Origin of the sequence: Pseudomonas sp. BSw22131 (assembly GCF_026810445.1) — a bacterium.
Classification (GTDB): Bacteria; Pseudomonadota; Gammaproteobacteria; order Pseudomonadales; family Pseudomonadaceae; genus Aquipseudomonas; species Aquipseudomonas huanghezhanensis.
The window spans coordinates 1,865,717-1,878,300 of record NZ_CP113949.1; the positions used below are offsets into that span (position 1 = coordinate 1,865,717).

Consider the following 12,584-nt stretch of genomic DNA (forward strand, 5'->3'; position numbering starts at 1 on the left):
GTGTTGGCGAAGCGACGTCAAGGGTGAATCAGTGCATGGGCCGCGCCGGCTAGCCTCCGAGCCAGAATCAAAAGCCAGGCTTCACACCGCAACTTTCTCGTGGATCACTTTCGATTGTTTATAGAGATACACGCTCAGCCCCAGACCACTGAGCGCCGCCAGCGCCGCGAACAGAAAAATCGACGCAAAGCCAAAGCCTGCCGCCACAGCACCTGCCACGGGGCCGGTAATCCCCAGTGACAGATCGATGAACAGCGAGTAAGCCCCGACCGCTGCGCCACGGCTGGCCGCCGGCACGAGGTTCACGGCCTCGACCCCCAGCGCCGGAAACACCAGTGAGAAACCAAAGCCGGTCAACGCAGCGCCCGCCAGCGCCAAGTTAGGGTTGGGCGCCAGCCACAGCAGCAACAGCCCCAGCACTTCCACGGACAAGCAGACGATCGCCACACGAAAGCCGCCCAGGCGGTTGATCATGTTGCCGAACAGCAGCCGCGCGCCGATGAAGCAGGCACCGAACAGGCTCAGGCACAGCACGGCGTTGGGCCAGCTGTGGCTGGCGTAATACAAGGTGATGAAGGTTGCGATGGTGCCGAAGCCAATCGACCCCAGCGCCAGCCCGGTGCCGTGCGGCAACACCAGACCGAGCACATGCATGAAAGGCATGCGCTCGCCGTGGACGATAGGCGCGGCAGTTTTCTTCCAGGCCAGCGAGATGCCCAGACCTGCCAGCAGAATGATGCTGACCCCCATGCTCCACAGCCCCAGGCCGTTGACCAGAAACACACCCAGCGGCGCGCCAATCGCCAGTGCGCCATAACTGGCGATGCCGTTCCAGGAAATCACCTTGGCGGTGTTTTGCGAGCCAACCCGACCGATTCCCCAGCCAATCGAACCCGATCCCACCAGGCTTTCTGCGCTGCCCAACACCAGCCGCCCAATGAATAGACTGACCAGGCTCATCGTCGGCCAGCTTTCCAGTATGTCTGCCAGCAGCATGAACACGCCGCTGAGCCCGCAGCCGGCAAGACCAATGAGCACGGCCTTTTTGCTGCCGTGGTTGTCGATGATCCGGCTGGCGTAAGGGCGGCTCAGTAACGTAGCGAGGTACTGAACACTGATCACCAGACCCGCGGCGATGGCGCCGAAGCCAAGGTCCGTGTGGACATAGCCCGGCAGCACGGCAAGCGGGATGCCGATATTCAGGTAGCCGATGAACGTGAACAGGACAATCGAAACGACCTGCAGCGTGATCGCCATAGGGCGTTGTGTTTCGGCGCGTGAAGCGTCTGGCATGGTATCAATCCGGGATGACGACAAAGGGGTAAGGCGAGGGGTTGCGAGTTTAGCGTAGACGCTCAACGTGCATGTGATGCGTCCATCGTAGCGAGGGTTTCAAACGGATGGCAGGGCGAGACCTTACAGCAGCGAAACATATGACACTCAGCGGGATGGAGGCGGGAGTGGGCTTATCCACAGCGTTACTTTTTCAAAGATGCATCCACAGGTGCGACCAGCTGGGTGGTGACCAGCGCGGCCAGCGCGTTTTCCTGGGTACCAAAGCGAGCGAGCAGGGCGTTCTGTTTTTCGGGGCTAAGGCGTGTCCAGATGTCGATCATCTTTTCGGCGGTGCCGATCAGGGCCTGGGCTTGTGTTTCGGTGAAGTCAGTCATGGGAGGGGCCTCGAACATTTCAGCCCTTATGGAAATACACCTCGAAGACGCTCTTCCATAGGGGCTGAAAAAATCAACCGTTAGCGTCGGCGTGAGCCTCAGCGACGGTTTTTTGCTGTTTTGCCTGAATCAGTCTTGGCACCTGCTTTCATCTCGATCGGCTGACCGAGTTCCTGGCGGGCTGCAGCGCTTTGCTGGGGTGTGCTTGGGAAGGGGAAGTTTGGGATTTCATGCATCGTCGTCGCTCCTCACAAGTGTTGACTGCCCAATGGGCAGCACGTCTGAAAACGCAGGGTGAGGATACAGCACAAAAAATGACAAACAGACTTTTAATGTGACCCGTTTGTCATTTCACGCGGATGTTTCATGTCGTGGGAGGGAGCTTGCTCGCGGTGGGCCGTTACATCCGCCAGATTTTCTCCGGCTGGGTTATCGAATCGCGAGCAAGCTCCCTCCCACAGGTTCAGCGCCAATTCTAATATCTGTACTCAACAAACCGCTGCAATCGCCGCCGCCAGCGAGTCCAGCCGCGAGGCATCGATACCCGCGACGTTCGCGCGGCCGGCGTTGACCATGTACACGCTGTGTTCGTGGCGCAGACGTGCCACTTGATCATTATTCAGGCCCGTGTAGGAAAACATCCCGCGCTGCACACCGATGTGCGCAAAGCGTTCGCCCAGGCCCAGCGGCGTCAATGCCTCCACCAGGCCTTGGCGCAGTTGCGCGATGCGGCTGCGCATCTCTTCCACCTCGTCGGCCCACAATGACTTGAGCTCGGGATCACCCAGAATTTCGGCCACCACAGCGGCGCCATGATCCGGCGGGTTGGACCACAGGTTGCGCGCGGTCGCCGACAATTGGCTGCGCACGTCCGCCAGCTTTTCCGTGTTGTCCGTACACACGATCAGTGCGCCTGTGCGCTCGCGGTACAAGCCAAAATTCTTCGAGCACGAACTGGTGATCAACAGCTCCGGCAACTCATTGGCAAACAGACGGACAGCCCACGCGTCTTCTTCGAGCCCGTCGCCAAAACCCTGATAGGCGAAGTCGATGAGCGGCAGCAGGTTGCGTGCCTTGACGATCTTCAGCACTGCGCGCCAGTCGTCCTGGGACAAATCAAAGCCGGTCGGGTTGTGGCAGCACGCATGCAACAGCACCACGTCGCCTTCGGGAATCTGATTCAGGGTTTCCAGCATCGCGGCGACATTGAGCGTGTTGTCGCTGCCCACGTACGGGTAATGGCTGACCTTCAAACCCGCTGCGGCGTAGAGGGTCTCGTGAATGGGCCAGGTCGGCTCGCTGAGCCAGATGCCTTTGCCCGGCAAGCAATTACGGATGAAGTCCGCGCTCAGACGCAAGGCGCCTGTGCCGCCCGGCGTCTGCGTTGCGCCCACGCGTCTGTCGCGGATCAGCGGGGACTCGGGACCCATTACCAGATCACAGATCAGCGTGCCGAAACGTGGTTCGCCGTGACCACCGATGTAGGTCTTGGTGGGCTGCGAATCCACCAGTCGCTGCTCGGCCAGCTTGACCGCGCGCGGGATCGTCGTGAGGCCCTGTGCGTCCTTGTAAACGCCGACGCCCAGATCGAACTTGTTCGGGTTCGGGTCTTTGGCGTACGCCTGGATCAACCCTAGAATCGGATCATCGGGTACACGCACAATCTGTGAGAAATGCATTACTTGCGGCCCTCGGCGCCAGTGGCCACCTCGTCGGTCCGGGCGGCCATGATGAAATCGTTACGGTGCAGCCCTTTGATCGAGTGGCTCCACCAGGTGACGGTCACTTTGCCCCATTCGGTCAGCAGGCCGGGGTGATGACCTTCAGCTTCGGCAATTTCGCCGACCGCGTTGGTAAACGCCAGCGCAAATTTGAAATTCTTGAAGGCGAAGACTTTTTCCAGCTGCATCACGCTGTCGCGTACTTCTATGCTCCAGTCGGGAATCTGCTTGAGCAGCGCCGGCAGTTCGGCTTCGTTCACTTGCGGTGCGTCGGCTTTGCAGGCCTCGCAATGGGCTTGGTTAAGAGAGGTCATAACGTGGGTTCCTGATCAGGCCGCTTCGGGTTTAGGCGACTGCGGTTTAGGTGCAAAACGGGGCGCATGCAAACCAAGCGCCGTGGCTTGGGTGACCATGCCCATGATGTCTTCCTGTGCCAGGTCAAACAGACGCTTGAGGTCCGGCAACACGAAATAGACCGGCTGCAGAATGTCGATGCGGTAAGGCGTACGCATGGCTTCGACGGGATCGAACGTTTGATGCTCCGGCGTTTGCGACAGGCTGTACAGCGTTTCCTTGGGCGAGGACAAAATGCCCCCGCCGTAAATCTTCATGCCCTGTTCGGTATTCACCAGGCCGAACTCAATGGTCATCCAGTAAAGCCGAGCCAGATACACCCGTTGCTCCTTGCTGGCCGCCAGACCCAGCTTGCCATAGGTATGGGTAAATTCTGCAAACCAGGGGTTGGTCAGCAGCGGGCAATGGCCGAAGACTTCATGGAAAATGTCTGGCTCTTGCAGGTAGTCCAGTTCCTCGCGGCTGCGAATGAAGGTCGCCACCGGAAACTGTTTGTTTGCCAGCAGTTCAAAAAACGTTTGAAAGGGGATTAATGCAGGCACGCGGGCGACTTGCCAGCCGGTGGCGGCGTCCAGCACGCGGTTGATTTCGCCCAGTTGCGGAATGCGATCATGGGGCAAGCCGAGCTGCTCGACGCCATCCAGATATTCCTGGCAGGCGCGGCCTTCGATCACCCTCAACTGCCGGGTGATCAAGGTGTTCCACACCTCATGTTCGGCATCGGGGTAAGCAATAAACCCCTTTGAGTCGGGCTCCCGCGCCACGTATGGGCTGTGCTTCATGCTGCTCTCCTGAAGTGGGTTCTTCTCTTGTATAGAGCTGTGGAGCGTGCTGTTTCGGGAAACGCCCGGCGCAGCGAACCAGCGCTGCATGGGGCTATGACAACGGGCTATGAATAGCTCAGATCGACACTCAAAAACCGACAGATAAATTGCGCACTCTCCGTATGGGGCCTTATTTCGTAAAGATTTCTTTACGAAAAGCGCTCATGTCGACCACAGGCCTTCAGGCAGGCAGCTTTTTTGTCTTGCGCTGTAACGTATTCTTGACGATAAACTTCGTTGATCCCCAAAAAAGCCAGTTGGTTTGAAGGTTGGTGTTTGCATGCGAATCAAAGTCCACTGCCAAAACCGCATTGGCATCTTGCGCGACATCCTGGAGTTGCTGGTTTCGTATGGCGTGAACGTGTCTGGCGGCGAGGTCGGAGGCGAGCACGGCGATGCGATTTACCTGCGCTGCCCCAACCTGATCAACCTGCAATTCCAGGCGCTGGGGCCGAAGTTTGAGCTCATCCCCGGCGTATTCGGCGTCAAGCGTGTGGGATTGATGCCCAGCGAGCGCAGGCATATGGAGTTGAATGCGCTGCTTGGTGCGCTTGAATTCCCGGTGCTGTCCATCGACATGGCTGGATCCATCGTCGCCGCCAATCGCGCTGCGGCGCAGTTGCTCGGCGTGCGTGTGGATGAAGTGCCGGGCATTGCGCTGTCACGCTACGCGGAAGATTTCGATCTGCCGCAACTGGTGCGGGCCAACAAGTCGCGAATCAATGGGATGCGGGTCAAGGTGAAGGGCGATGTGTTCCTTGCCGACATCGCACCCCTTCAATCCGAGCACGATGACAGCGAAGCCATGGCGGGTGCGGTGCTCACTCTGCACCGCGCAGACCGCGTCGGTGAGCAGATCTACAACGTGCGCAAGCAGGAGCTTCGCGGTTTCGACAGCATCTTCCAAAGCTCCAGGGTGATGGCGGCCGTCGTGCGCGAAGCCCGCCGCATGGCGCCACTGGATGCGCCGTTGCTGATCGAAGGCGAAACCGGCACGGGGAAGGAGCTGCTGGCACGCGCCTGCCACCTGGCCAGTCCTCGCGGGCAGTCGCCGATGATGGCGCTCAACTGTGCCGGGCTTTCGGAATCCATGGCTGAGACGGAGCTGTTCGGTTACGGCCCCGGCGCATTCGAAGGGGCGCGGGCCGAGGGCAAGCTGGGGCTTTTGGAGCTGACAGTTGGCGGGACGCTGTTCATCGACGGCGTCGAGGACATGAGTACGCGCTTGCAAGGCAGGCTGCTGCGTTTTTTGCAGGAGGGATGCTTTCGGCGAGTGGGCAGCGACGAAGAAGTCTCACTCGATGTGCGGGTGATTTGCGCCACGCAGGTCGATCTGTCGGAGTTATGCGCGTGCGGGGTATTTCGTCAGGACCTGTATCACCGGCTCAACGTGTTGTCGTTGCATATACCGCCGTTGCGTGAATGCCTCGACGGCCTTGCGCCGCTGGTGGATCAATTCATTGACCAGGCCAGTCGCCAGATTGGTTGCCCGCTGCCGAAAATCGCCGCCGCTGCACTGGACCGTCTGCGCCACTACCATTGGCCAGGCAATGTCAGGCAGCTGGAGAATGTTCTGTTTCAGGCGGTTTCGTTATGCGAAAGCAGTGTCATTGGCGCGCAACACATTCGTTTTCCTGACGCTGCGGAGCGTCAACCATTGGGGGGCTTTTCGCTGGATGGCAGCCTGGAAGACATTGTCGGGCGATTTGAAAAAGCGGTGCTTGAGCAACTCCATTCAGAGCACCCGAGCAGCCGCTTGCTGGGCAAAAGATTAGGGGTTTCCCATACTACGATCGCCAATAAGTTGCGCCAATATGATGTGGGTAAATAAGAATCGGCGCTTATATATAAATGGCAGTTTCCAATTTAAATCAGTTCACAGGTTATCACTGAGCCGTTGACTCATGCAGTGCAATGTCTGTGACTGACACCGGTCATCAGCCGTTGCTGCAGCCGTTGCCCATGACTTGATATTCCATGACGTGGCGCTGGCCTTCGGAGTCTTCGTAGGTCATGTGCTGCGGCACGACGCGGCAGACGTTGGGGACCTGATCGGTGGAGATGACTTTGGCGATGTCCAGGTGCGTCGCATAAGTGTATTGCTCAACGGCGGGCGCTCGGTGCTGCGACTGCTGCGCGGCGATTTTCGCGTTTGATTCTTCCGCCATCGCCAGCGTACTGAAACCACAAAGAGCCATGACTACCAGTGCAGCTTTCATTACAGGTTATCTCCAGATTCATAATCGATGACTGCGTCGCAGAAAATCTGCTCGGCAGGATGCGCAACCGGCTTTCAGCAGGCTGTGTGGAACGTGGTTCGTAGCAGTTAAGTTGTTTGATCGACAGACCTGTGTGGGGGCTGTTAGTTATCGATCGTTTGCCGTGTTGGCGAGAGCGATTCTAGGCTTATTGCCTGAATTCATATACAAACCGTTCTGATAAAGACTATTGAGCAAATCCGCAACAATCGTTAACGCCGAAGATTTTGCAGTCGGGAATCTAACGCTTTGGTCGTAGTCCCACTCTTTATCAGTGCTCTGGCTGGAGGGTTCAAGCGCCGCCGGGGCCTGGGCTTGCGAACGGTAAGACCATCGTCGAATGGCCTTTGTAGCCTGTGCCGGATACAACAGGGTCATAAAACAACAACATATCCACCGAGGTAAGAAAGATGAGTGCGGCTTCCCTTTACCCCGTCCGCCCCGAAGTGGCAGCGAACACGCTCACTGACGAAGCGACCTACAAGGCCATGTACCAGCAGTCGGTGGTCAATCCCGATGGTTTCTGGCGTGAGCAGGCCAAGCGTCTGGATTGGATCAAGCCTTTCACCACCGTCAAACAGACCTCATTCGACGATCACCGCGTTGACATCAAGTGGTTCGCCGATGGCACGTTGAACGTGTCTTATAACTGCCTCGACCGTCATCTGGCCGAGCGCGGAGACCAGATCGCAATCATCTGGGAAGGCGACGATCCTTCCGAGAGCCGCAACATTACCTACCGCGAACTGCATGAAGAAGTCTGCAAGTTCGCCAATGCCTTGCGCGGTCAGGATGTGCACCGCGGCGACGTTGTAACCCTCTATATGCCGATGATTCCTGAAGCCGTGGTTGCCATGTTGGCCTGCGCGCGAATTGGTGCGATTCACTCGGTGGTCTTCGGTGGTTTCTCACCAGAAGCCCTTGCGGGCCGGATCATTGACTGCAAATCCAAGGTCGTGATTACCGCTGATGAAGGCTTGCGTGGCGGCAAGAAAACCGCGATGAAAGCCAACGTCGACCGCGCATTGACCAACCCTGAAACCGCCAGCGTGCAGAAGGTGATTGTCTGCAAGCGCACGGGTGGCGACATCGAGTGGAACCGCCATCGCGACATTTGGTATCACTCGTTGCTGGAAGTGGCGTCGAGCACCTGCGCACCGAAAGAGATGGGCGCTGAAGAGTCGCTGTTCATTCTTTACACCTCAGGCTCCACCGGCAAACCCAAAGGCGTACTGCACACCACCGCTGGCTACCTGTTGTACGCCGCGCTGACCCACGAGCGCGTGTTCGACTACAAGCCGGGCGAAGTTTACTGGTGCACGGCTGACGTGGGCTGGGTCACCGGTCACAGCTACATCGTCTACGGCCCGCTGGCCAATGGCGCGACCACGCTGCTGTTTGAAGGCATCCCGAACTATCCGGACATCACCCGTCTTTCCAAGATCGTCGACAAGCACAACGTCAATATCCTCTACACCGCACCGACCGCTATCCGCGCAATGATGGCCGAAGGCACCAAATCGGTCGAAGGCGCAGATGGTTCAAGCCTGCGTCTGCTGGGTTCGGTGGGTGAGCCGATCAACCCGGAAGCCTGGAACTGGTACTACAACACCATCGGCAAGAAGAACTGCCCGATTGTCGATACGTGGTGGCAGACCGAAACCGGCGGCATCCTGATCAGCCCGCTGCCCGGCGCAACGGCCCTGAAGCCTGGTTCTGCAACGCGTCCGTTCTTCGGCGTGATTCCGGCGCTGGTGGATAATCTGGGCAACCTGATCGAAGGCGCAGCCGAAGGCAATCTGGTGATCCTCGACTCCTGGCCAGGTCAGTCGCGCACGCTGTATGGCGATCACGATCGCTTCGTCGATACCTATTTCAAGACCTTCCGTGGCATGTATTTCACCGGTGATGGCGCGCGTCGTGACGAGGATGGCTACTTCTGGATCACCGGCCGTGTGGACGATGTGCTGAATGTGTCCGGGCATCGCATGGGCACGGCGGAAATCGAGAGCGCGATGGTTGCGCACCCGAAAGTCGCCGAAGCAGCTGTTGTGGGCGTGCCGCATGACCTGAAAGGGCAGGGCATTTACGTGTACGTCACGCTCAACGGCGGCGAAGTGCCGGACGAAGCGTTGCGCATCGAGCTGCGTAACTGGGTGCGCAAGGAGATTGGCCCGATTGCCTCGCCAGACTTTATTCAGTGGGCGCCGGGCCTGCCGAAAACCCGCTCGGGCAAGATCATGCGCCGCATCCTGCGCAAGATCGCGACCGGCGAGTATGACGCGCTGGGTGACATCTCCACCCTGGCCGATCCAGGCGTGGTTGCGCATCTGATCGAAACCCACAAGACCATGAACGTCGCCTGATCCGCTAAGTAACAGACGCATAAACGCCCCGCCCGGTGAACGCCTGGCGGAGCGTTTTTGTTTCAAGTTCGACATCGAAAGAAGTGTCCTACCAGTTTTTCCTAAATGCCGGACATCCTTTGAGTGCTGCAGCTTGCTTCGGCTTTGATTCGATTTCCCCATCATTGCGGCCCTGATTCTCATCTATGGCCCGCAGTGATTAACGCATATGAATAACCTCAAGCTGATGCCCGTCCTGACAGTGATGGGCGTCCTCATGCTCATGCCTCATACCGCTCAAGCCCAGTGCATCATTTTCTGTGGTTTCAATACTGAGGAGCCGCTCGAATCGACGCAAGTCACTGGCCTGTACCTCTGGGTCACCTCGGCCACCACTGTCGGAACCTCTCAAGGCTCAACGGAAAGCACCAAAAAAACTTTCACCGCGAGAGAAAAGGAATCTGCCCGTTACTACATTGCCAGCGACGGTGCCATCGAGGACGTGCACTTCACTTCAGCCATGAGTCGGCTCAATGAGGAGGCACCCAACACCGGGTTGAGCAAAGTGGACGTAGCCATGTTGATCAGCCGCCAAAGTGACTAGCGCGGAGCTTCAAACCCTGTAGGAGCGAACTTGTTCGCGAGAGCGCCGTATCAGATACATCGCACAAACCCCTCCCTCCCACCATGCCGGCATGCGATCCGAAGCGTACCGAACGAGATATATATCGACTTGTTACCGCACACCCACCCACGGGTAACTGTCCGCGCTGACATGGGGCAAACCACCTCATTCAGGTCACCACTCGGCGCATTTTCTCTGATTCAGCAAAGCTAAAAACACGCTGCTCTTGCCGGATTAGAAGGCTTTGCCAATAATGGGCGCGCTATTTGCTTCGTAGATGGGTTTAACTTCAAATCCCGCTCCATGAAATGTACGGGCTGTCAATTAGGCTGAATGGCTTTCTCGGTGCTTCTGTAACTAGTTGTCGCATTGAAGAAATATCGACTTAAGGCCTGCCGCTAAAATGCCGTTCACTCGCCGAAGGGCATATTGGGCAAAGCTCGATAGCACCTCGCGTCGCATCACTGATCTTTCCTTCTGCATATTGAGCGTCTCGCTCACTTTGCCATTTGTCGCGCTCTACCGATGGAGTCTCACCCATGAAAAAGCTCATGCTTCTTGGCGCACTGGCGCTGTCCGTTTTGGCGCACCCGGTATTTGCTGATGAAAAGCCGCTCAAAATCGGCATCGAAGCAGCGTACCCTCCGTTTGCCTCGAAGGCGCCGGATGGCAGCATCGTCGGCTTTGACTACGACATCGGCAACGCGCTGTGCGAAGAGATGAAAGTCAAATGCACCTGGGTCGAGCAAGAGTTCGACGGCCTTATCCCGGCCCTTAAAGTGCGCAAGATCGACGCGATCCTGTCGTCGATGTCCATTACCGAAGACCGCAAGAAATCAGTCGACTTCAGCAACCGTTACTACCTCACTCCAGCGCGTCTGGTGATGAAGCAGGGCTTCGTTGTCAGCGAAGGCATGGCAGAACTCAAAGGCAAGAACATCGGCGTGCAGCGCGGTTCGATCCACGAACGTTTCGCCAAGGAAGTCCTCGCTCCGCTGGGCGCAGAAATCAAGCCTTACAGCTCGCAGAATGAAATCTACCTGGACATCGCTGCGGGTCGTCTTGATGGCACCCTGGCCGACGCTACCCTGCTGCAGGACGGTTTCCTCAACACTGATTCGGGCAAGGGCTACGCTTTCACAGGTCCTGCGTTTACCGACGTCAAATACTTCGGTGACGGTGTAGGCATCGCAGTGCGCAAAGGCGACAAAGCCAATCTGGATCGGATCAACGCGGCCATTGCTGCCATCCGCGCAAATGGCAAGTACAAGGCCATCCAGGACAAATACTTCAACTTCGACATCTACGGCCAGTAAGTCCTGCCCGGTCAATGGCGCAAACAGCCAGGTTTGAAACCGACTGATTGCGCCATTTTCTTTTTTACGCCAGAGGGCCAAACAACATGTTGAAAGGCTACGGGGCCGTCATCCTCGACGGTGCATGGCTGACCCTACAGCTCGCCTTGTCGTCCATGGCGCTGGCCATCGTCCTCGGCTTGATCGGTGTGTCGTTGCGGCTGTCGCCGGTGCGCTGGCTGGCGTGGCTGGGCGACCTCTATTCAACCGTCATTCGCGGCATTCCCGATCTGGTGCTGATCCTGCTGATTTTCTACGGCGGCCAGGACCTGCTCAACCGCGTTGCGCCGTTGCTCGGTTATGACGATTACATTGACCTGAATCCTCTGGCGGCGGGTGTCTGCACGCTGGGTTTCATCTTTGGTGCTTACCTCTCCGAAACCTTTCGCGGCGCCTTCATGGCGATCCCCAAGGGCCAGGCCGAAGCCGGTATGGCGTATGGCATGAGCAGCGGTCGGGTGTTTTTCCGCATCCTCGTCCCGCAAATGATTCGTCTGGCGATCCCCGGTTTCACCAATAACTGGCTGGTATTGACCAAAGCCACCGCGCTGATTTCCGTGGTCGGTCTGCAAGACATGATGTTCAAGGCCAAGCAGGCGGCAGACGCCACCCGCGAACCCTTCACCTTTTTCCTCGCAGTGGCGGCGATGTACCTGGTCATCACCAGCGTTTCATTACTGGCGCTGCGTTTCCTCGAAAAACGCTACTCGGTAGGCGTCAGGGCGGCAGACCTATGATCTTCGACTACAACACGGTCTGGGAAAACCTGCCGCTGTACTTCGGCGGCCTGCTGATCACCCTGAAGCTGCTGTCGATTTCCCTGTTTTTCGGCCTGTTGGCGGCACTGCCGCTGGGCTTGATGCGCGTCTCGAAAGTGCGTTGGGTCAACGTCAGCGCCTGGTTGTACACCTACGTCATTCGCGGCACGCCAATGCTCGTGCAGCTGTTTTTGATCTACTACGGTCTGGCCCAGTTTCAGGCAGTGCGCGAAAGCTTCCTCTGGCCCTGGCTGTCCAGCGCCACCTTTTGTGCATGCCTGGCGTTTGCCATCAACACCAGCGCCTACACCGCTGAAATCATCGCGGGCAGCCTGAAAGCCACACCGGCCGGCGAGATCGAAGCCGCCAAGGCGATGGGCATGTCCCGGGCCAAAATGTACCGTCGTATTCTGCTGCCATCGGCCCTGCGCCGGGCGCTGCCGCAATACAGCAACGAAGTCATCATGATGTTGCAGACCACCAGTCTGGCGTCCATCGTGACGCTGATCGACATCACTGGCGCGGCCCGTACGGTCAACGCCCAGTTCTATCTGCCTTTCGAGGCGTATATCACCGCAGGTGTTTTCTACCTGTGCCTGACCTTCATTCTGGTCCGACTGTTCAAGCTGGCGGAGCGTCGCTGGCTGAGCTATCTCGCGCCGAGGAAGCACTGA

The 12,584-nt window shown here is 57.9% G+C and carries 13 protein-coding genes; 6 read left to right on the forward strand and 7 right to left on the reverse strand.

Features of this window, described 5'->3' with window-relative positions; all coding sequences use genetic code 11:
* Nucleotides 1–81 precede the first annotated feature (81 nt).
* The 6 genes from OYW20_RS08315 to phhA all read right to left on the reverse strand — a co-directional run bounded on the left by OYW20_RS08315 (nt 82) and on the right by phhA (nt 4,527).
* Complete coding sequence (locus OYW20_RS08315; RefSeq protein ID WP_268800217.1) at nt 82–1,293, reverse strand: MFS transporter; 1,212 nt, start codon at nt 1,291–1,293, stop codon at nt 82–84.
* A gap of 185 nt (nt 1,294–1,478) precedes the next feature.
* A complete protein-coding gene (locus OYW20_RS08320; protein ID WP_268800218.1) occupies nt 1,479–1,670 on the reverse strand; it encodes a hypothetical protein in 192 nt (63 codons plus the stop codon).
* Nucleotides 1,671–1,768: 98 nt separating this feature from the next.
* The gene (locus tag OYW20_RS08325) at nt 1,769–1,906 is read right to left on the reverse strand and encodes a hypothetical protein (RefSeq protein ID WP_268800219.1); all 138 of its coding nucleotides are present in this window, start codon (nt 1,904–1,906) and stop codon (nt 1,769–1,771) included.
* Nucleotides 1,907–2,158: 252 nt separating this feature from the next.
* The gene (locus OYW20_RS08330) at nt 2,159–3,349 is read right to left on the reverse strand and encodes an amino acid aminotransferase (protein WP_268800220.1); all 1,191 of its coding nucleotides are present in this window, start codon (nt 3,347–3,349) and stop codon (nt 2,159–2,161) included.
* Complete coding sequence (locus OYW20_RS08335; protein ID WP_268800221.1) at nt 3,349–3,705, reverse strand: 4a-hydroxytetrahydrobiopterin dehydratase; 357 nt, start codon at nt 3,703–3,705, stop codon at nt 3,349–3,351. The genes OYW20_RS08330 and OYW20_RS08335 overlap by 1 nt, the downstream gene beginning before the upstream one ends.
* A 15-nt stretch (nt 3,706–3,720) precedes the next feature.
* A complete protein-coding gene (phhA, locus tag OYW20_RS08340; protein WP_268800222.1) occupies nt 3,721–4,527 on the reverse strand; it encodes a phenylalanine 4-monooxygenase in 807 nt (268 codons plus the stop codon).
* A gap of 322 nt (nt 4,528–4,849) precedes the next feature.
* On the opposite strand from phhA, the gene OYW20_RS08345 reads away from it, so the two are divergent.
* Nucleotides 4,850–6,400 (forward strand): sigma-54-dependent transcriptional regulator, encoded by a 1,551-nt coding sequence (locus OYW20_RS08345; RefSeq protein WP_268800223.1) that lies wholly within the window; start codon nt 4,850–4,852, stop codon nt 6,398–6,400.
* A 106-nt stretch (nt 6,401–6,506) separates the two neighbouring features.
* Here OYW20_RS08345 and OYW20_RS08350 read toward each other — a convergent pair whose 3' ends face one another.
* Entirely contained in the window at nt 6,507–6,788 is a 282-nt protein-coding gene (locus OYW20_RS08350; RefSeq protein WP_268800224.1) for a DUF2790 domain-containing protein, read from the reverse strand.
* Nucleotides 6,789–7,237: 449 nt separating this feature from the next.
* Between OYW20_RS08350 and acs the strand changes: the two genes are divergently transcribed.
* From acs to OYW20_RS08375, 5 genes are all read left to right on the forward strand, one after another.
* Nucleotides 7,238–9,193 (forward strand): acetate--CoA ligase, encoded by a 1,956-nt coding sequence (gene acs / locus OYW20_RS08355; protein WP_268800225.1) that lies wholly within the window; start codon nt 7,238–7,240, stop codon nt 9,191–9,193.
* 208 nt (nt 9,194–9,401) lie between these two features.
* Nucleotides 9,402–9,776 (forward strand): hypothetical protein, encoded by a 375-nt coding sequence (locus OYW20_RS08360; RefSeq protein WP_268800226.1) that lies wholly within the window; start codon nt 9,402–9,404, stop codon nt 9,774–9,776.
* A 560-nt stretch (nt 9,777–10,336) separates the two neighbouring features.
* On the forward strand, nt 10,337–11,113 hold the full coding sequence (locus OYW20_RS08365) for an ABC transporter substrate-binding protein (RefSeq protein ID WP_268800227.1): 777 nt from the start codon (nt 10,337–10,339) through the stop codon (nt 11,111–11,113).
* Nucleotides 11,114–11,199: 86 nt separating this feature from the next.
* Nucleotides 11,200–11,889 (forward strand): ABC transporter permease, encoded by a 690-nt coding sequence (locus OYW20_RS08370; protein WP_268800228.1) that lies wholly within the window; start codon nt 11,200–11,202, stop codon nt 11,887–11,889.
* Nucleotides 11,886–12,584 (forward strand): ABC transporter permease, encoded by a 699-nt coding sequence (locus tag OYW20_RS08375; RefSeq protein WP_268800229.1) that lies wholly within the window; start codon nt 11,886–11,888, stop codon nt 12,582–12,584. Before OYW20_RS08370 ends, OYW20_RS08375 begins: the two co-directional genes overlap by 4 nt.